20 protein-coding genes and 1 pseudogene are annotated in these 19,009 nt (G+C 63.9%); 13 read left to right on the top strand and 8 right to left on the bottom strand.

Going from position 1 to position 19,009, the window contains the following annotated elements; all coding sequences use genetic code 11:
- Positions 1–24: 24 nt before the first annotated feature.
- Entirely contained in the window at positions 25–1,032 is a 1,008-nt protein-coding gene (locus AADZ78_RS21070; protein ID WP_085253319.1) for a 4-hydroxy-3-methylbut-2-enyl diphosphate reductase, read from the top strand.
- Positions 1,033–1,035: 3 nt separating this feature from the next.
- Here AADZ78_RS21070 and AADZ78_RS21065 read toward each other — a convergent pair whose 3' ends face one another.
- The gene (locus AADZ78_RS21065) at positions 1,036–2,241 is read right to left on the bottom strand and encodes a DUF6542 domain-containing protein (RefSeq protein ID WP_204903346.1); all 1,206 of its coding nucleotides are present in this window, start codon (positions 2,239–2,241) and stop codon (positions 1,036–1,038) included.
- 84 nt (positions 2,242–2,325) lie between these two features.
- Here AADZ78_RS21065 and ychF point away from each other — a divergent pair, with 84 nt between their 5' ends.
- Positions 2,326–3,414, top strand: a complete 1,089-nt coding sequence (ychF, locus tag AADZ78_RS21060; RefSeq protein WP_085253320.1) for a redox-regulated ATPase YchF — start codon at positions 2,326–2,328, stop codon at positions 3,412–3,414.
- A 25-nt stretch (positions 3,415–3,439) separates the two neighbouring features.
- On the opposite strand, the gene AADZ78_RS21055 is transcribed toward ychF, so the two are convergent.
- Positions 3,440–5,353 (bottom strand): PPE family protein, encoded by a 1,914-nt coding sequence (locus AADZ78_RS21055; RefSeq protein ID WP_204903347.1) that lies wholly within the window; start codon positions 5,351–5,353, stop codon positions 3,440–3,442.
- A gap of 262 nt (positions 5,354–5,615) precedes the next feature.
- Between AADZ78_RS21055 and AADZ78_RS21050 the strand changes: the two genes are divergently transcribed.
- The 4 genes and pseudogenes from AADZ78_RS21050 (at position 5,616) to AADZ78_RS21035 (ending at position 7,539) form a co-directional block, all read left to right on the top strand.
- Positions 5,616–5,813 (top strand): type II toxin-antitoxin system VapB family antitoxin, encoded by a 198-nt coding sequence (locus AADZ78_RS21050; RefSeq protein ID WP_085252629.1) that lies wholly within the window; start codon positions 5,616–5,618, stop codon positions 5,811–5,813.
- On the top strand, positions 5,810–6,172 hold the full coding sequence (locus AADZ78_RS21045) for a type II toxin-antitoxin system VapC family toxin (protein ID WP_085252630.1): 363 nt from the start codon (positions 5,810–5,812) through the stop codon (positions 6,170–6,172). Before AADZ78_RS21050 ends, AADZ78_RS21045 begins: the two co-directional genes overlap by 4 nt.
- Positions 6,173–6,489: 317 nt before the next feature.
- Positions 6,490–6,960: pseudogene (locus AADZ78_RS21040) on the top strand (hypothetical protein); the annotation flags it as partial.
- A gap of 255 nt (positions 6,961–7,215) precedes the next feature.
- The gene (locus AADZ78_RS21035; RefSeq protein WP_085252632.1) at positions 7,216–7,539 is read left to right on the top strand and encodes a putative quinol monooxygenase; all 324 of its coding nucleotides are present in this window, start codon (positions 7,216–7,218) and stop codon (positions 7,537–7,539) included.
- Between the two features lie 4 nt (positions 7,540–7,543).
- Here the strand turns inward: AADZ78_RS21035 and AADZ78_RS21030 are convergent, their stop codons facing one another.
- Positions 7,544–8,239 carry a guanylate cyclase gene (locus AADZ78_RS21030; RefSeq protein ID WP_085252633.1) on the bottom strand — a complete coding sequence of 232 codons (696 nt, stop codon included), beginning with the start codon at positions 8,237–8,239 and terminating at the stop codon, positions 7,544–7,546.
- A 32-nt stretch (positions 8,240–8,271) separates the two neighbouring features.
- Between AADZ78_RS21030 and AADZ78_RS21025 the strand changes: the two genes are divergently transcribed.
- Positions 8,272–8,481, top strand: coding sequence for a hypothetical protein (locus tag AADZ78_RS21025; protein WP_085252638.1), 210 nt, complete (start codon positions 8,272–8,274; stop codon positions 8,479–8,481).
- Here the strand turns inward: AADZ78_RS21025 and AADZ78_RS21020 are convergent.
- Positions 8,433–9,284 (bottom strand): adenylate/guanylate cyclase domain-containing protein, encoded by an 852-nt coding sequence (locus tag AADZ78_RS21020; protein ID WP_085252634.1) that lies wholly within the window; start codon positions 9,282–9,284, stop codon positions 8,433–8,435. The genes AADZ78_RS21025 and AADZ78_RS21020 overlap by 49 nt on opposite strands.
- Positions 9,285–9,373: 89 nt before the next feature.
- Here AADZ78_RS21020 and gnd point away from each other — a divergent pair, with 89 nt between their 5' ends.
- Complete coding sequence (gene gnd / locus AADZ78_RS21015; protein ID WP_085252635.1) at positions 9,374–10,396, top strand: phosphogluconate dehydrogenase (NAD(+)-dependent, decarboxylating); 1,023 nt, start codon at positions 9,374–9,376, stop codon at positions 10,394–10,396.
- A gap of 64 nt (positions 10,397–10,460) precedes the next feature.
- On the opposite strand, the gene AADZ78_RS21010 is transcribed toward gnd, so the two are convergent.
- Positions 10,461–11,321 carry an alpha/beta fold hydrolase gene (locus AADZ78_RS21010; RefSeq protein ID WP_085252636.1) on the bottom strand — a complete coding sequence of 287 codons (861 nt, stop codon included), beginning with the start codon at positions 11,319–11,321 and terminating at the stop codon, positions 10,461–10,463.
- 119 nt (positions 11,322–11,440) lie between these two features.
- Between AADZ78_RS21010 and AADZ78_RS21005 the strand changes: the two genes are divergently transcribed.
- Complete coding sequence (locus AADZ78_RS21005) at positions 11,441–11,911, top strand: VOC family protein (protein ID WP_085252637.1); 471 nt, start codon at positions 11,441–11,443, stop codon at positions 11,909–11,911.
- 56 nt (positions 11,912–11,967) lie between these two features.
- Here the strand turns inward: AADZ78_RS21005 and AADZ78_RS21000 are convergent, their stop codons facing one another.
- On the bottom strand, positions 11,968–12,177 hold the full coding sequence (locus tag AADZ78_RS21000) for a three-helix bundle dimerization domain-containing protein (RefSeq protein ID WP_085252639.1): 210 nt from the start codon (positions 12,175–12,177) through the stop codon (positions 11,968–11,970).
- A gap of 153 nt (positions 12,178–12,330) precedes the next feature.
- On the opposite strand from AADZ78_RS21000, the gene AADZ78_RS20995 reads away from it, so the two are divergent.
- From AADZ78_RS20995 to AADZ78_RS20980, 4 genes are all read left to right on the top strand, one after another.
- Positions 12,331–13,572, top strand: a complete 1,242-nt coding sequence (locus AADZ78_RS20995; protein WP_085251563.1) for an integrase catalytic domain-containing protein — start codon at positions 12,331–12,333, stop codon at positions 13,570–13,572.
- A gap of 185 nt (positions 13,573–13,757) precedes the next feature.
- The gene (locus AADZ78_RS20990) at positions 13,758–14,438 is read left to right on the top strand and encodes a Crp/Fnr family transcriptional regulator (RefSeq protein WP_085252648.1); all 681 of its coding nucleotides are present in this window, start codon (positions 13,758–13,760) and stop codon (positions 14,436–14,438) included.
- 232 nt (positions 14,439–14,670) lie between these two features.
- Positions 14,671–15,576, top strand: coding sequence for an alpha/beta fold hydrolase (locus AADZ78_RS20985; RefSeq protein WP_085252653.1), 906 nt, complete (start codon positions 14,671–14,673; stop codon positions 15,574–15,576).
- Positions 15,576–16,808 (top strand): DUF1298 domain-containing protein, encoded by a 1,233-nt coding sequence (locus tag AADZ78_RS20980; protein ID WP_085252649.1) that lies wholly within the window; start codon positions 15,576–15,578, stop codon positions 16,806–16,808. The genes AADZ78_RS20985 and AADZ78_RS20980 overlap by 1 nt, the downstream gene beginning before the upstream one ends.
- A gap of 6 nt (positions 16,809–16,814) precedes the next feature.
- On the opposite strand, the gene AADZ78_RS20975 is transcribed toward AADZ78_RS20980, so the two are convergent.
- Entirely contained in the window at positions 16,815–17,420 is a 606-nt protein-coding gene (locus AADZ78_RS20975; RefSeq protein WP_085252650.1) for a MarR family transcriptional regulator, read from the bottom strand.
- Entirely contained in the window at positions 17,417–18,979 is a 1,563-nt protein-coding gene (locus AADZ78_RS20970) for a pyruvate, phosphate dikinase (RefSeq protein ID WP_239655076.1), read from the bottom strand. Before AADZ78_RS20970 ends, AADZ78_RS20975 begins: the two co-directional genes overlap by 4 nt.
- Positions 18,980–19,009: the final 30 nt, after the last annotated feature.

The following is a 19,009-nucleotide window of genomic DNA, read 5'->3' as shown; positions in this document are numbered from 1 at the left end:
TCGCCAGAACGTACCCTGAATGCCATGGTTCCGACTGTCGACATGGGGTTTCCCGGTGCTTCTCTATCGGGGCGATCGGTGCCCGACTCTCCAACACGTAAGCGGGTGCTGCTGGCCGAGCCGCGCGGCTACTGCGCGGGTGTGGATCGGGCGGTCGAAACCGTCGAGCGCGCGTTGGAGAAGCACGGCGCCCCCGTCTACGTGCGTCACGAGATCGTCCACAACCGCCACGTGGTTGACACTTTGGCCAAGGCCGGTGCGGTGTTCGTCGAGGAGACCGACCAGGTTCCCGAGGGAGCCATCGTGGTGTTCTCCGCGCATGGTGTCGCACCCTCGGTGTACACCGCCGCGGCCGAACGCAACCTGCAGACCATCGACGCCACCTGTCCGCTGGTCACCAAGGTGCACAACGAGGCCAAGCGGTTCGCCCGCGACGACTTCGACATCTTGCTGATCGGTCATGAGGGTCATGAGGAGGTGATCGGGACCGCAGGGGAGGCTCCCGATCACGTGCAACTGGTCGACGGGGTGGACGCCGTCGAGAACGTGATCATTAGGGACGAGGACAAAGTGGTCTGGTTGTCACAGACCACGCTGTCTGTCGACGAGACCATGGAGATCGTCGAGCGGTTGCGTCAGCGCTTCCCGAAGCTGCAGGACCCGCCCAGCGACGACATTTGCTACGCGACCCAGAACCGGCAGGTCGCCGTCAAGGCGATGGCTCCCGAGTGCGAGCTGGTGATCGTCGTCGGCTCGCGCAACTCGTCGAACTCGGTGCGGTTGGTCGAGGTGGCGCTGGGCGCCGGGTCGCAGGCCGCGCACTTGGTGGACTGCGCCAACGATATCGACCCGGTGTGGCTGGAGGGTGTTAAGACGGTCGGCGTGACCTCCGGGGCCTCGGTCCCCGAGGTGCTGGTGCGCGGTGTGTTGGAACGACTGGCCGACTGCGGCTACGACATGGTGCAACCGGTGACCACGGCCAACGAGACGCTGGTGTTCGCCCTGCCCCGCGAGATCCGGCCACCCCGGTAGGGGTCAGACGTCGTATTCCCAGGATTCGGCCGGGGGCTTGCGTGTCCGGGGTCGATCGCGCTGATCCGGTCGCGGCTCTTGACGCTCGGCGCGCGGTTCACTTCTCGGGGCTGACCCGCGATAGCGGACCTGCGAGATCGGGTGATGTGTCGGGTTGCCGGTGTTTGGACCGTTGGCTGCGGCGCGCCCCCGGCGAGATTCGTAGGGGAACTCGTAAGGCTCGTAGGCGGCGACGTAGCGACGGTTGTAGGGTTGCGCCGGCCGGGACTGTTCGGGCGGCTCGTAGCTGTCGTACGGATCGAATCGGCTGGTGCGCGGTCGCTCGTAGGGGTTGCGCCGCGCGTGCGGGTCGCGACGCATCTCTCGCGGCGGCTGTGCGCCCAGGTCTGGGTCACTCGGCGGCCGCGGGCGGCGCGACCGCCGGGGCGGGTCGCCGGCTTCGTAGTTGCGGGTGGGCGTCGCGCCGCTGCGGGTTTGTTGCCGCCTCTGCTGCCGCTGCCGATCGGCGGTCGGTTCGCTCTGGTCCTCCAGCGGCGGCCGGGCATGCCGGGAGCGGGTGCGGGTGGGGCGCTTTGCCGACCGACCATTGCGCGCCGTCCGCCGGCTTCTCGGGGTGCGACCTATCGCGTGTGCCGGCTGTGAACCGGTCTCGTCGGCGGTGTCGTCTGAATCGCGGGCAAGCAGCCCATTCACCTTCGCGATGATGCCGCTGATGACTGACGTTCGCTCGGCGCGGCTGGCCGTGTCTTCCTTGGTGGTCGCAGCGCTGCGTTGAGTCCGGTGGCTCATCCCGAAGTACCACCTGATCAGGCCGATGAGCAGGACGCCGCCGGCGGTGCCCAGCATCAACGGGAACCGCTCGATGAGCGGATAGCCGCAGTTGATCAGGAGGTCTTTGAACTTGTCGACCTTGCCTCCGTGGAACAGCCAGTAGGCGCCGGGCACGGCGCAGAAAAGGATTAGGGGCGGCTGGATGACCGCGGTGAATACCCCCGACTGCCGCACCGCGAGCACCGCCGTGACGCAGCCGGCTATATAAAGGCCGGCGAAGGCATGGGTCAGCTCCTTGTGACCCGCGTCGACGACGTACCCCAGGGCTGTCGCCGTGGTGGCGATTAAAACAGCAGCCCACCACGGCACACCTGGGATATTGGGCAGGATCGAGCGGTGACTTGTTTCCACCGCTGCGTTCGCCGGCTCCGCTGACACATGTTGACCGTACCGGCAATGGGCCGAAAGGCTCGTATATAGCCGGACAGCCGGCATTGGCGTGCCACCTAGACTTGGCTTCCTGTGAGCCTGAGCCTGGGAATCGTGGGTCTGCCCAATGTCGGCAAGTCGACGTTGTTCAACGCGCTGACGCGGAACAACGTGGTGGCGGCCAACTACCCATTCGCAACGATCGAGCCGAATGAGGGTGTGGTTTCGCTGCCCGATCCCCGTCTGGAAAAGCTGGCGGAGCTTTTCGGTTCCGAGCGCATCGTAGCGGCGCCGGTGACGTTTGTGGACATTGCCGGCCTGGTCAAGGGCGCGTCCGAAGGTGCCGGCCTGGGTAACAAGTTTCTGGCCCATATCCGCGAATGCGACGCGATCTGCCAGGTCGTGCGGGTGTTTGCCGACGACGACGTGACCCACGTCTCCGGGCGGGTCGATCCCCGATCCGATATCGAGGTCGTCGAGACCGAGTTGATTCTGGCCGATCTGCAAACCCTGGAGCGCGCCTTACCGCGGTTGGAGAAGGAAGCCCGCAACAACAAGGAGCGCAAACCGGTCTATGAGGCGGCAGTGGCCGCCCAAGAGTTGCTCGACGGCGGCAAGACGCTGTACGCCGCGGGCGTGGACGCCGCGGTGCTGCGGGAGCTGAACCTGCTGACGACGAAGCCGTTTCTCTATGTGTTCAATGCCGACGAGGCGGTGCTGACCGACGCCGCGCGAGTTGCCGAGCTCCGTGAGTTGGTTGCGCCCGCGGACGCGGTGTTCCTGGACGCCGCGATCGAGTCCGAGCTTGGCGAACTCGACGAGGAGTCGGCCGCGGAGCTGCTGGAGTCGATCGGGCAAACCGAGCGAGGCCTGGATGCGTTGGCGCGGGCGGGTTTTCACACTCTAAGGCTGCAGACGTTCCTGACGGCTGGCCCAAAAGAAGCGCGCGCGTGGGTAATTCATCAGGGTGACACCGCACCCAAGGCGGCCGGGGTGATCCACACCGACTTCGAAAAGGGCTTCATCAAGGCCGAAATCGTGTCCTACGACGACCTGATCGGCGCCGGGTCGATGGCCGCGGCCAAGGCGGCCGGCAAGGTTCGGATGGAAGGCAAGGACTATGTGATGGCCGACGGCGACGTGGTCGAGTTTCGACATGGCGCGGCGAGCAAGTCGAAGTAGGGCAGCCCACCGGCTGTGCGCGTGTCTACCAGCCCGGGATCAAACCGTGAAAGAAACCCGATCGCTTGGTCGCCGCGTTTAAGGCGCCCGAGGTGATACGGCCCCAATTTAAAAATCCCGAGTTTGCGAAGCCCATGTTTAGAACTCCCACGTTTCCCATGCCAGGGTTGAAGAATCCCCTACTGACGTCGCCCGAGTTAAAGAAGCCCACGGTGTTGTCGCCGGTGTTTCCGATACCGGTGCTGTTCTTACCGGTGCCGGAATTGAACAAGCCGACGTTCAGACCACCTCCGCTGGTGCTATTTCCCACACCCGAGTTAAAGCCGCCGGTGTTGAAGAAACCTGAGTTTCCGGCACCGATGTTTCCGAATCCTGAGTTATCGACGTCTAGTATCTCCGTACCGCCAATAGCCGTGTTGAGAGTACCCGAGTTGAAGACACCCGTGTTGGTATTGCCGGAGTTCGCCCAACCGGTGTTGCGAATGCCCGAGTTGAAGGAGCCTGTGTTGCTACCGTGTCCGGCGCCGGAGTTGAAACTACCAAGGTTGAATCCGATGCCCGAGTTGAAGTTGCCCACATTATTACCGAACGACGAGTTGAAGTTGCCCACATTGCCACCGCCGGCGGAGTTGAAGCTTCCCACGTTCAAGCCCACGTCGCCCGAATTAAAACTACCTAGGTTTGTGTCGCTCGAGTTGGCGAAGCCCGTATTCAGACCGCCTGAGTTAGAGAAACCCGTGTTGAGGCTGCCCGAGTTGAAAAAGCCGGTATTCGTGACGCCGGAGTTCCCGATGCCGAGGTTTCCCTCGCCGGAGTTGAAGAAGCCGATATTGTTGGCGCCGGAGTTGAACAAACCGATGTTTCCACTGCCGGAGTTCAGCCCGCCGATACCGAATTGATTGTCGCCGGTAAGCCCGATGCCGAAGTTGTTGCTGCCGGTGTTACCGAAGCCCAGGTTGTTGTTGCCGGTGTTGCCGAACCCAATGTTGCCGTCGCCCGGCGTCCAGCCGGGGCCCGAATTACCGAATCCGAAATTTCGATCGCCGAGGTTTCCGCTGCCGATGTTGCTGTCGCCGATGTTCCCCGACCCGACGTTGGAATCGCCTGTGTTTCCGTTGCCGAGGTTGTGGTCGCCGTTATTACCTGAGCCCAGGTTGTTGTCGCCGGTGTTTCCGGAGCCCAGGTTGTTGTCGCCGAAGTTGCCGCTACCGAGGTTGTAGTTTCCGGTATTTCCCGACCCCAAGTTGGTAGTGCCGAGGTTTCCCGAACCGGTGTTGGCGTCGCCGCTGTTTCCGCTGCCTGAGTTGGCGTTGCCGCGGTTACCCATGCCGAGGTTGTCGTCGCCGGTGTTTCCCGAACCCACGTTGTTATTGCCGATGTTGCCGATGCCGAGGTTGAGATCGGACAGGCCCGGCACGGTCTGCAGCACCTGCTGCCACGACTGCAATGCCGCCGCGGCGGCCGAGGCACCGCCGTGGTATCCGACCATGGCCGCGACATCCTGGGCCCACATCTGCTCATACACGCCTTCGGCAGCCGCAATTGCCGCAGCGTTTTGCCCGAACACATTCGACACCACCAACTGCACAAACGCCGTGCGATTGGCCGCCACCGCCAACGGATGAATCGTCGCCGCTCGGGCGGCCTCGAACGCGTTCGCGATCGTTTTGGCCTGGGTTGCCGCCCCGGCAGTGCGCGCCGCCGCCGCGCTTAGCCACCCGGCATACGGCGCTGCCGCGGTGATCATCGCCTGCGAGGCCGGGCCCTGCCAGGCCTGGTTGGCCAACGCCGACGTCATCGAGGCGAACGAGTCCGCGGCCGAACCCAACTCCGCGGCCAACCCGTCCCACCCGAGGGCCGCCTGCAGCATCGGAGCCGACCCCGCCCCGGTGAACATCCGCAACGAATTGACCTCGGGCGGCAACACCGAAAAATTCATCACCACGACCCCTTCTCAACGACAGCACCCCTGTGCCGGAGCAGCGTAGCAACGCTGTTTGACACGTGTCACAATATTGAGAATATTCGTGTGCGACCACGTATTTACAAGTCCCACTTGTAAATTCGCACCTGGTACCCACGAGGTGCCGAGCACCTGACCAAGAGGATGTGCGGCCGCGTAGCCAAGTTCAAGATCACGGCCGGGTTGGCGTGGCATCATGAAACGCATCAGTTGATGCGCAGATTGATGGGCGGCTTCGGTGCGGACGACTGTCACGATTGACGACGCTCTGCTGGCCAAAGCTGCCGAACTGACTGGTGTGAAAGAGAAGTCGACGCTGATTCGCGAGGGTTTGCAGACGCTGATTCGGGTAGAGAGCGCCCGGCGGTTGGCGGCCCTCGGCGGGACAGATCCGCGGGCTAGCGCGGCACCGCGGCGACGGAGGTCGCCCCGGTGATCCTGGTCGACACCTCAATATGGATTGGCCACCTGCACGCCACCGATTCGCGACTCGTCGAGCTGTTACGCACTGACCAGGCTGGCTGCTACCAGTTCGTCATTGAGGAACTCTCGCTCGGCTCAATCAAGCAGCGAGACTACGTGCTCGGGCTGTTGGCCGACCTCTACCGGTTTCCGGTGCTTGCTCACGACGAGGTCCTGCAACTCGTCGATGGGCGGCGATTGTGGGGTCGGGGACTCAGTGCGATGGACGTCCACCTCCTCGGCTCGGCGGCTCTGGTGCGCGGCGCGCACCTGTGGACTCGGGACAGGCGATTGAAGGCGGTGTGCGTGGAATTCGGTGTCGCATGGGCTTAACGAATCCTGGTGGCCATCGCACACCACCGCTTTGACCACGATCAAGCCAGCCGCTCGTGTACGCCATTAGATCAGTTGCGGACTTAATCCGCGCCGGCCGTGAAGAGCCGTTGTTTTCGCACGTCACCTGCACGATCCGGGTCGGCTCTGGGATTTACCGATAGTTTGCTACGTGCAGAGAGTCGATTCCGCTGCAATTCATATATTTTAATGTGACATTTGCGCGGTATATATAACGTCCGCCATTTTCTGAGTGCTGCGTGATTAATGCCACAAATTTTGATTTCCTATGGATATTGTCGGTAGCGTCGCTGCCCATGATTGCTCTTGCGACGCTGTTGACCCTTGTTAATCAGGTGGCCGGCACTCCGTATATTTCGGGCGGCGATTCTCCCGCGGGAACTGACTGTTCAGGGCTGGCTTCATGGGTGGCCAATGCGGCGGCCGATCGGCCTGCTTTTGGGAGCAGATTTAACACCGGAAACGAGGAAGCCGCTCTGCTGGAACGCGGCTTTCAGTATGGAACCGCGCCCAATGCCTTGGTGATCGGGTGGAATGGTCGCCACACGGCGGTGACCTTGCCGGACGGCACCCCGGTGTCCAGTGGTGAAGGCGGTGGCGTCCGCATCGGCGGCGGCGGTGCCTACCAGCCCCAATTCACCCATCACATGTATTTGCCGATGGATCCCGAGCAGGCCGAAGGCGAGCCTCCCGCACCGGATGCTCCTGCGGTTCTCGTCGATGCAGTGGATCCCGAACCGCCGGCTCCCGCACCGGATCAAGGCCCAATTGGCGACCCGGAAATCGCGAATACGTAGCAAAAAACCTGCGGCGTAGATCACACTGGTCGGTCCGGATAACTATGGCCACGCTCACCCTTTATTGTGTGATATATCACCATGCGGGGGGTCGGGAGTGACTGATTGTTGACGGGCGAATTTAGAAATCGAATTCGGGCGGATCAACGGCATTTATTGCAGACCGCAGATGCGGATTCGGTTCACGCTGGTCGATGCACGGTCTGACCACGTATTATCAGCGCAATGATCTTCATTGTCGTCAAGTTCGAAACCAAACCCGAGTGGGCCGAGCGCTGGCCCGAGTTCGTCGCCGGGTTCACCGCTGCCACTCGTGCCGAACCGGGCAACCTGTGGTTCGAATGGTCGCGCAGCCTGGACAATCCGGCTGAGTACGTCCTGGTGGAAGCCTTCCGCGACGGCGAAGCGGGCAGCGTCCACGTCAACAGCGATCACTTCAAGCATGCGATGCAGGAATTGCCCCAGGCGCTAGCGTCCACGCCCAAAATCGTCAGCCAGACCGTCGACGCCACGGGATGGTCGCAGATGGGGGAGATGTCGGTCGACTGACGGCTCAGCCGACCGCGACCCCGATCTCGTCGCCGAGCTGATAGCCCGGTGCCAGCGGCAGCGTGTCACCGCTCCAGAACTTGCCCGGGTCAAACCAGTGGGCGTCCTTGTCGGTGACAAGCAAGCCCATTTCTTCGTAGGTGATCGCCACCGTCTCCGCGCAGTAGGCCGTCTGAAGTCCCATCTTTCGCTGCGCTGCTTTGCGTCGCTGTGTTTGCTCGCGAACCTTCTTGTCCACCAACGGGATTCCACGCATCCAGTCGTTAACGTTCGGGAGCCGCCCGCGTAGCCAGCGACCGGTCAGGCGAACGGTGGTGGGAAACGCGGTGCCGTTCATCCGCGCGATGACCCGCAGCAGCTCGTTTTCCTGTTCGCGGTTGGCGTACGGTGTCAGCTGCCGCAGCCAGCACCGCTGCTGGTAGCGCCCCGTCCATTGCTGGACGACCTGCCGGGCATCGTTGAGCTGGACGCCGCGATGGTTGGTCCCGGTCCACATGTCCACGAGCTTGTCGCCCAACTCCGCATGCCAGATCAGGGGTGGCAGGTCGTCGATGGCCACGGTCATGCCGACATGGTTGACCGGTGCGTTCGTCAACGTCTGGATGGCGCGGTCGGGTCGTGAACGGCCCCGAAACAGCCAAAGATCGCCGGTGCGGGTTTCATTCAGCGCTTGGTCGAGGGTCAGCGTGCTCGTGTTCACCCCAGCACAATAGGCCCAGATAGCCTGTGGTGATGCGCAGCATCTGGAAGTGGATCGGCCTGGCCGGTGTCGCCGGCGTCGTCGCCGGCGGCGCCCTGGTAGTGCGCGACCAACGCAAGCGACGTGCCTACACGCCCGACGAGATCCGGGCCCGGTTGCATCAGAGGCTGGCCGAATCCGACGCGGCGGGATTTCAGTCCAGGTCGGGTTCGGGGGCTCGGACGACTGAGAACAACCGATAACTGCCGGAAAAGCCCTTCAATTCGACATCGCGGCCCTCGTCGAAACTGATGTCTTGAGAGTCGGGGCAGTCCGAAACGGCGCACACGGCGTCTCGCACCGGCTGGCTCACCAGGATCTGGCCGCCCGCGGCCTGACCGGCCACCCGGGCGGCCAGCGCGACGTTGCGGCCGAACAGATCGTCGCCGCGGCGTACCGAGCGGCCCATGTGGATGCCGATCCGCACTCGGATTTGTTGGTGGCGCTTACGTTTTCCGTCTGTACTCAGTGCGTGCTGGATGTCGATGGCGCACCGCACCGCCTGCTCGGCACGGGCGAAGGCGATCATGTATCCGTCACCCTGACTCTTCACGACGTGCCCGGACTGACGGCGTACCCGTTCCTGAATCAGCTTGTCGTGCGCGCCAATCAGCTTGACCCAAGCCCGGTCGCCGATCCGCTCGTTGAGGGCGGTGGACTCCTCGATGTCAGAGAACAGGATAACCACCCGCCCGTCCGGGGTGACCCGGGCCAGGTCGGGCCGTTCTACCTCGGCCCAATCGGCGAGGTCTTCAATCGAGCTGCGCACTGCCGCGCCGAAGCCCTCTTTGCGCACCAGGTTTGCCGTCTGCCACACCGTCTTGACGGCCTCACGTCCGCCGGACAGCAGCCAATTGCGGGCATCTGCCCGCTGCCGCAACTCGTCGGCCTCCCGGCGGTTGCGCGTCAGCTGCACTCGCAGCAGCACTAGTCCGGCGGCTTCGACTACGGATATGCCGGCCAGGATGTAGACCGCGACGTGCAGCACATCGCTCATGCCGGGCATCCTTGTCGCGCCAGTGCGCAATGTCTAGGGTTGGATCCGGTCGCCGCGGGGAACCAATTCTCAAGTGCCGGACAGGGAGACAAGAACAGATGCAGCTAGGGATGATCGGTCTGGGCAGGATGGGCGCCAACATCGTGCGCCGATTGGTCAAGGACGGGCACGACTGTGTGGTGTACGACCACAACCCCGACGCGGTCGAGGCGATGGCGGGGGAGGACCGGACCACCGGAGTGTCGTCCCTGGCCGAGCTGGCCGCGAAGCTGGCCACGCCCCGCGTCGTCTGGGTGATGGTTCCCGCGGGCGACATCACCACTTCGGTGATCGAGGAACTGGCCCGGACACTGGCATCCGGCGATATCGTCATCGACGGCGGCAACTCCTACTACCGCGACGACATTCGGCATGCAAAGACCTTGTCCAAGAATGGAATTCGCTTGCTAGACTGCGGTACCAGCGGCGGCGTCTGGGGCCGCGAGCGTGGCTACTGCCTGATGATCGGCGGTGATTCGGATGCGTTTGACCACGCCGAGCCGATCTTTGCCACCGTCGCGCCCGGCGTGGCCGCAGCACCACGTACCCCGGGTCGTGACGGCGAAGTCGCGCAACCGGAGAAGGGCTACTTGCATTGCGGTCCGTCCGGCGCGGGGCACTTCGTCAAGATGGTGCACAACGGAATCGAGTACGGGATGATGGCTTCGCTCGCCGAGGGACTGAATATTCTGCGCAACGCCGATGTTGGCACTCGAGTCGAACAGGGAGATGCCGAAACCGCGCCGCTGTCGAATCCCGAGTTCTACCAGTACAATTTCGACATCCCGAATGTCGCCGAGGTGTGGCGACGGGGCAGCGTCATCGGTTCCTGGCTGCTGGACTTGACCGCGATTGCGTTGCGCGAATCGCCGGAGTTGAAGGAGTTTTCCGGGCGGGTCTCCGATTCCGGGGAGGGCCGGTGGACCGCAATCGCCGCGATCGACGAGGGAGTTCCGGCGCCGGTGTTAACGACCGCGCTGCAGGCCCGCTTCGCCTCGCGTGACCTCGACGACTTCGCGAATAAGGCGTTGTCGGCGATGCGTAAGCAGTTCGGCGGTCACGCCGAGAAGCCAGCCAACTAGGCGTTACCGCAGCCCACCGAGAGTGAGTTTCACGACGAATCAACGGCGTGTCGCGTCGCGCAATTCACTGTCGGCGCTTGACGAATGCGACCACGGCCTCGCTGAAGGCGTCGTTGTCGTCGCCGGCCGCGGTGTGCCCCGCGTTGGACAGTTCGACAAACTCCGCGCGCGGCACGGCGGCCAGGAAATGCTGTACGCCTTCGTGGCTGACGACGTCGGACAGCTTTCCCCGGATCAACAGCACCGGGATCGTCAGGCTTTTGGCGGCATGCTCGAAACTTTCGGTGCGCAACTCGGGGTCGTCCCCGGGCTTGGTCATGAACGCCGGATCCCAATGCCAATACCAGCGCCCGTCGCGCAGGCGCAGGTTTTTCTTAAGCCCCTCCGGGCTGCGTGGCTTGGTCCGATGCGGCAGGTAGGCGGCGACGGCATCGGCGGCCTGCTCCAGCGACTCGAACCCATCGATGTTGGAGAACATGAAATCGCGGATCCGGGCGCTGCCGCTCTTCTCGAATCGAGGTACCACGTCGACGAGCACTAGCCGGGTCACTCGGTCGGGCCCGGCTCGGTGTGCGACGAGGATGCCGGTCAACCCGCCCATGCTGGCCCCGATGATCAGCACCGGCCGGCCGATCGCATCGAGGACACCCATGACGTCGGCGGTCAGCGTCTCGACGCCGTAGTCGGCGTTGGGCGCGCGATCGCTGTCACCGTGACCCCGGGAGTCCAAGGCCACGACATGAAACCCATCGTCGGCCAGAATTTGACCGGTGTTCTTCCAGGAGAATCGGTTCTGACCGCCGCCATGCAACATCAGGATGGTTGGTCCCGACTCGGCGCCGCGGTTCCATTCGTCGGCGACGAGGGTGATCCCACCGGCACCGGAAAACTCGACCGTCTGGGGACTGCTGCTCACGGCGCTCATGAGCCAACGTTACCTAGCCTGTTTAAGCACCGGTCGCTCCGGGTGGTGGCGGCAGCGGCGGTGAGTTCTCGCCGCCGCGGGGGTCTATCAATTCGAAGACCAACAACCAGGAGGCGCTCATGCCATCGATCACGCCCTCACTTTGGTTTGACCACAACCTGGAAGAGGCGGCGCAGTTCTACACCTCGGTATTCCCGAACTCGCACATCGAGGGTTTCACCCGCTACACCGATGCCGGACCGGGCGAACCGGGTTCTGTGGTGAGCGGTACCTTCGTGCTCGACGGCACCCGGTTCATCGGAATCAACGGCGGACCGGTGTTTTCGTTCACCGAGGCGGTTTCCTTCACGGTTCATTGCAAGGACCAAGACGAGGTCGACTACTACTGGGATCGGTTGGTCGACGGCGGGGAGGAATCGCAGTGCGGCTGGCTGAAGGATCGCTTCGGGCTGAGCTGGCAAATCATCCCGGATCGGCTCTACGAGTTGATAGGCGATCCAGATCCTGCCCGGGCTGCGGCTGCGACTCAGGCGATGCTCGGCATGCGCAAGATTGTGATTGCCGAACTCGAACAAGCGGTGGCGGTGTGAATCCCGCAAGGTCAAGCGATAGCTTCGGACAGCAGGCTGCCTACGAGTCAATGAATCTATTGGGACGGTTGCCTGGACATGCTCAGTTCGGCGCGCGCATGCCGCTCGACGAGGATTGAAACAAAGTCCCGAATCGGACTGTGCTCGAACCTTTCACGCGCTCTCAGCACTGCACCCGAGACCTGTTCAGCTGGAAGGTGCCCAAAGTTGCTGGTCAGGCGGCGTTCGACAGCGGCGAACAGCAGCTCCTCGCTGATAGTGGTCACCACATCAGCGTGCGTCAGACGACAACAAACCGTCAAGCCCTCGCGTTGACTCACCAATAATGCGCGCGTAGTTCTCATCGTTGCCTCATCTGAGAGTGCGCGCGTAGGGCGCGCCTACCTGGCTGCTGACGCATCGCTGGTTAGGCCCGGACGATGGGACTGACGATGAGTCAACGCAAGGCCGTGACGAAGGCGATCGCGAGCCGTTACGCGCGGGCGGACAAGGCTGGCAAGGGCCGGATTCTCGACGAGTTGTGCGCCACCACGGGATGGCATCGCAATCATGCCCGCAAGGCACTTAAGGCGGCGTTGCGGCCAAAGCTGGTCAAGCCCCGGTCACCGCGTGCACCGAAGTATGGACCGAAAGTCGTTGCAGCGCTGGTCTTCTGCTGGGCAGTTCTGGGCATGCCTGCGGGTAAGCGGCTGGCGCCGGTGCTGGGCGAGCTGGTGGCGATTTTGCGGCAGTTTGGTGAGCTGGTCATCGATGACGACACCGCCGCGCTGCTGGTGGGCATGTCCGCGGCCACCATCGACCGCCGCCTGGCACCCGAGCGGCGCCGCTACCAGCTTAAGGGCCGCAGCACCACCAAGCCCGGGACGTTGTTGAAGTCTCAGATCCCGGTACGCACCTGGGCGGACTGGGACGACGCGCGACCGGGGTTTGTCGAGATCGACCTGGTGTCCCACGACGGCGGTAATGCCGCTGGTGAGCACGCCTGGACCTTGACCGTCACCGACATCGCTACCGGCTGGACCGAGAACCGCAGCGTGCCCAACAAGGCCCGCAAATGGGTGCTGGCCGCACTCGATGACATCGCCAAGAGCATGCCGTTTCCGATCCTCGGCGTGGACAGCGACAATGGCGGGGAGTTCATCAATAGCCATCTGCTGGCGTGGTGTGAGAAACGCCGGATCACCTTCACCCGCTCGCGGCCGGGCAACAAAAACGACGGCTGCCATGTCGAGCAGAAGAACTGGGCGATCGTGCGCATCGTGGTGGGCTACCACCGCTACGACACGCAAGCAGAACTGTTGCTGCTCAACAAGATCTGGATCCTGCAGTCGAAGCTGACCAACTACTTCTACCCGCAACAAAAGCTGGTGTCGAAAGTCCGGGTTGGTGCAAAGGTCTCCAAGAAATACGACCAAGCGGCCACGCCGTACCGCCGTGCCGAGGCCCATGAGACCATCAGCACCGAGGACAAGGCGATCCTGGCCGACACCTACATCCGCATCAACCCCGCCGCCGTGCAACGTCAGATCCAGGCCCTCACCTCCGAGCTACTCGCGATCACCACCAGCAAGGCCGCACCGAAGACCAAGGCCCCAGTCGAGCCCGCTCCCACGCGCGCATCCGTAGATGAGTCAACGAATCAAACTTCGCGCGCATCTTGAAATGAGGCAACAGGGCCCTGTTCACCTGTGAGTCATCTGCTTGTCGACAAATTGGACAAGTTGCTCATCGCGGGCGGTGATCGGGCAGGGGCGGGAGCATACCGCTACGCTTGAGGAGATTTGTTCGGTCAACACGATTGAAGAAGCGCGTAATCCGATTCAACAGCTGGTGGGGGCACCCACTTGTGGACGAAATCCTCGGCAAGGCCGCATTTTTCGAGGGCGTTGACACCGGTACGGTTCTTGCGCTGAGTAGTCAACTGCAACCTGTCGACTTCCCTAGCGGACACACCATTTTCGCCCAGGGTGAGCCTGGTGAGCGGCTGTACATCATCATTTCCGGCAAGGTCAAGATTGGTAACCGGTCACCCAACGGCCGGGAGGCATTGCTGGCCATCTTGGGTCCGTCGGACATGTTCGGCGAGCTGTCTGTCTTCGACCCTGGCCCGCGGACCTCGAGCGCCACCACCCTCACCGAGGTGCGTGCGGCCTGTATGGGCCGCGACGTCCTACGGACATGGATTGCTGATTGCCCTGCCATCGCCGAGCAGCTGCTGCGAGTTCTGGCTCACCGGCTGCGGCGCGCCGACAACAGCCTGGCCGACCTCATCTTCATCAATTTGCCCGGCCGTCTGGCCAAGCTGCTGCTGCAGCTTGCGCAACGCTTCGGCACCCACGACGACGGCGGCATCCGTCTTACCCACGATCTGACGCGCGAAGAGATCGCACAGTTGGTCGGGGCGTCGCGAGAAACGGTCAACAAGGCACTCGGCGAATTCGCCCGCCGCGGGTGGATCCGCCTCGAAGAAACGACGATGTGGATCTGTGACCCAGAACGTCTCGCCCGCCACGCGAGTAGATGCTGACCGCAACCGGCACAGGCAGACGCTGATCTGTGGCCGGCCCAGCAGTCGGCGAGGAGCCGCTAGCACGGCGGCGGGGTTGGTGTTAGCCGTGCGGGCCGGGTGCGCCGGGGTGCCGGACCGCTGTGCGCGGCGGCCACCGGTGCCGCCGGCTGCGCCGACGCCGGTTTTCTTGTCCCCCGGATTGCCGGTTACGTTGGATCCGGCGGGCTGGACGTGTCGAACAGGAGTGAAGATGTCGCAACCACGCTGGATCGACGTCAAAGGTGACAACGGTGACCTGAAGGCCCTGACATGGGGGCCGGCCGATGCACCAATCGCGTTGTGTCTGCATGGATTTCCGGACACCGCATACGGCTGGCGCAAGATCGCTCCTCGGCTCGCCGAGCACGGCTGGCGGGTCGTGGCCCCGTTCATGCGGGGATATGCACCGTCGTCGATTCCGGCGGACGGCAGCTATCACGTGGGTGCGCTGATGGACGACGCCTTGCGGGTTCGTTCGATTGCCGGTGGTACTGAACGCGACGTGGTGATCGGTCACGACTGGGGTGCCATTGCCGCCACCGGCCTGGCGGCAATGTGCGACAGCCCATTCGCCAAGGCGGTGATCATGTCGGTGCCGCCGGCTGCGGCATTCCGCCCGCTGGGTCGGGTGCCCGACCGCGCCCGGTTGCTTCGCGAGCTACCGGGTCAGCTGCTGCGCAGCTGGTATATCAGCTACTTCCAGCTGCCTTGGTTGCCGGAACGGTCGGCTTCGTGGGTGGTGCCCCTGTTGTGGCGACGGTGGTCACCGGGTTATCACGCTGACGAAGATCTGCGCCACGTCGATGCTGCGATCGGAACACCGGAAAGCTGGCGTGCAGCGCTGGGCCCGTACCGCGCCACCATACGCAACACCCGTGCGCCGGCGCCGTATACCGAATTGAACCGGCTGTGGACCGAGGCGCCCAGGCTGCCGACCCTATACCTTCACGGTCTCGACGACGGTTGTGCCACACCGGCTTTCACGCACTGGACGGAACGAGTGCTGCCCGCCGGCAGCGAGGTGGCCCTCGTCGAACATGCCGGGCACTTCCTGCAGCTGGAACAGCCGGACCGGGTTGCCGAGTTGGTACTGGCATTCATCGGCTCGCCCGGCTGATGCGGCGGTTGGCGGCCGTCGACGCGCAGTTCTATTGGATGTCGGCCAAAATCCCCAACGATCAGTTCCTGCTCTATGCGTTCGACGGCGAACCCATGGGTCTCAGGTCGGCGATCGAGCAGGTGTGCCGCCGTGCCAGGGCGTGCCGGGACCTGTGCATTCGGGTTGACGACGGATGCGCGCTGACCTACCCGAAATGGGTGCCGACGACCATTGGACCCGAGCATGTGGTCCACCATGACGTGGCCGATGGCACGTGGCGCGGGTGTTTGGATGCCGTCGTCGGCCTGGCCGACCGACAGCTGGATGCTCGCGTGATGCCTTGGCGGCTACACGTGTTCACTCCTGTGTTTGGCATTCCGGGCGTTCACGGCCCGGGCAGTGTTGCGGTTGTGCAGGTCGCGCATGCTCTGGCTGACGGCGCTCGGGCTTCGGCGTTGGCGGCCTGGCTCTTTGGCCGGGCTGCCCCGGTGCCGTCGGTTGCCAGCCGGCGAGCGGGCTTCCTGCCGTTGCGGGCTGTAGATGCGGCGCGCACCCACTGGCAGCTGGTTCGTGACACCCGGGCCGGGCTGCTGGCGCCGGGGCTGGGATCGCGGCCGTTGCAGGCGACGAACGCTCGACCTGAAGGTTCCCGCGCGGTGCGCACCCTGGTGCGGGACCGCTCGCGACTGCCCGGTCCCACGGTCACGGTTGGCGTGCTGGCCGCCGTATCCATCGCGCTCTCAGAGTTTCTCGGCGGATCCGTCGATTCGCTGGGCGCCGAGGTGCCGATGACGAAACCCGGTGTGCGGCAAGCGCATAATCACTTCGGCAACGTCGTCGTCGGGCTGTACCCGCGGTTGGCGCGCGATGAGCGGACGCGGCGGATCGCCACCGATCTGGCCGATGCCCGGCGCCGTTTCGAGCATCCGGCGATGCACTCCGCCGACCGGGCCTTCGCAACGGTCCCCGCGGCGCTGCTGCGTTGGGGCGTTTCGCATTTCGATTCCGATGCCCGGCCGGCCCAGGTGGCCGGGAACACCGTGGTTTCCAGCACTAATCGCGGCGGCGCCGACCTGCGGTTAGGCGATGCACCGGTAGTGCTGACGGCCGGGTATCCCGCCCTGTCGCCCGCGATGGGCCTGACCCACGGGGTGCATGGCATCGGCGATACCGTCGCGGTCAGTGTCCACGCGGCCGAGTCGGTGGGTGACGTCGACGCGTATGTCGAGTTACTTGACGCGGCTCTATAACGAAACCTACTGGGCATCACCGGATCTGGCTGCTTGTTCCCGAGTCATACCCGCGGCGAGGATCAGTTCCTCATGCAGTTCGAACCACACAGTGTGGTACGAGTCGATGAGCGGCCGGGTGAGCCAGGCGATGTCGCCGGCCTTGATTTTGTCCAGCGCCGCAACCAGTTTCGCCGAGTAGGTGCTCAACCGTGGCAGCTGGGTCGCAGCCGCTTCGATGATCGGTACCACCCGTTGGTGCACACTGTCGAGTCGGGTCAATACCGCGGCGTCGTAGTCGGCATCCTCGTGGGTGTTTGGCATGCCCTCTTTGAGCTGCCAGTCCGTGACCAACGACTTGAATTCGCCATTAACGGAACGGAACTCGTCATAGTTGGCGATCATCGCGGCCGGGTCGACACCCTTGCGCTCCTCGGCGAGCAGTGCGTTGAGCCTGTCGCGTCCGCTGGGGCTGATCCGCAATGTGGTGGCCTCGACCAGAAGGCCGGCCGCGGTTAGCCGCCCGACCGCTTCGATGACGTCTGCGGGATCTTCGGCCAAGGTTTTGGCCAAATCCGCGGCGCTCACCCGGCCCTTCAGCCGAACTGCTTGCAGCACAGTCAGTTCAGTCATGCGTTCGCCAGTCGCAGGGCGGTCAGCATGGTGCGCAACGGCGTGGCCGAAACTACATCGGTATGCCCGGCGGCCATGGCGGCCCGCACCGCGGCCTCGGACTCGTCATCCAGCTTCGGGTAATCCCCAATGGTGTGTGCGCGCAGTGGGCTGATTCGTAGCGCAATATCGGCAAGCTCACGCAGCTCCGGTGTATCGCTTTCTGACCATGCCGTCAGGGGCAGCTTGCCTTCGCGCACTTCGCCTTCATATCCGTCGACGGTGATCTGCTTGCCGGCCAGCGACGCCGCGACTCCGTGACCGCAGCCCACCACAGCTACTCGACCGAGTTCGCGGCTGACCACCGCCGCGTGGCTGGCGGCCCCGCCGACCTCGGTCACTATGCCATGCGCGGACAGCATGCCCAGGACATCTTCGGGCCGAGTGTGGTCGCGCACCAGGATGACCCGCTGGCCGCGGTCGGCGGCGTCGAGTGCATCGTCCACGTCGGCGTACGCCGTCCCGGTTACCACGCCCGGGCAGGCCGGCAGGCCTTTGGCCAAAAGCTTTGCGGCTAACCGGGTTTCCGGCTGTAGCGCGGGCAGCAACAGGGTTTCGACATCTGCTGGGGTCACCCGGCGCAGCGTCTCGACGTCATCGATGAGGCCCTCGTGCCGCAGCTGCAGCGCCAATCGCACCGCGGCCTGCGCCGACCGCTCGGCCGCTCGGGTTTGCAGCAGCCACAGCTTGCCGTCTTCGACGGTGAACTCGATCTCTTGGACGTCGCAGGCCTGCCGTTCCAGGTTGTGTGCGGCCTCCATCAGTTCGTCGTAAACAGCCGGTTGCTCACGGCTCAGGGCGGCGATGGGTTCGACATCGACCAAGCCCGACACCACGTCGTCGCCTTGGCCGCCGCGCAGCCATTCGCCGAACGGTTCGCCTGAGCCGGTTATCGGGTTGCGGGACGACAACACTCCGGCACCGGAGTTTTTCGCTTGATTGCCGAACACCATCGCCTGGACGACCACCGCGGTACCGCTCTGGTCAGTCAGACCGTAGTGGTTGCGATAGGCAATCGCCCGTGGTGAGTTCCACGAGGCGAACACGGCCTCGATGCCGGCGCGTAGTTGGGCGTACGGGTCGTCAGACGGGTCGGAGTCTGCAACGATCCGCCGGTACAAACGGTCAAACCGCCGCCGCGTGTCGCGTGCGAAATCAGGTGAGCCGTGCCCGGCCAAGGCGGTTTCGACCTCGTCGTTCATGCCCAGATCCAGGATCGTGTCCATCATCCCGGGCATTGACTGCGTGGCTCCTGAGCGCACGCTGACCAGCAACGGACGCGGGCCACTGCCAAAGGTGCGCGAGGTCTCGGCCTCCAGCCAGCGCATCCCGTCCAGCACGTCGGTCCAGATCGCGTCCATCGTCTGTTTGGGATCGGCGAGGTACCGCAGCGCAACCTCGGTAGTAATGCAGAACGCGGGCGGTACCGGCAGTTGGTGCCGGCGCATCGCATCGATCCCGTGGCCCTTATTGCCAAGGATTTCTCGTGGATGGTTTGCGCTGCCGTCCAGCAACACCACGGGCCCTCGAGTGAGACGAGTCGTGGTGCA

This window comes from Mycobacterium riyadhense (genome assembly GCF_963853645.1).
GTDB classification, from domain to species: Bacteria; Actinomycetota; Actinomycetes; order Mycobacteriales; family Mycobacteriaceae; genus Mycobacterium; species Mycobacterium riyadhense.
This window is presented reverse-complemented; position numbering and strand designations above follow the sequence as displayed.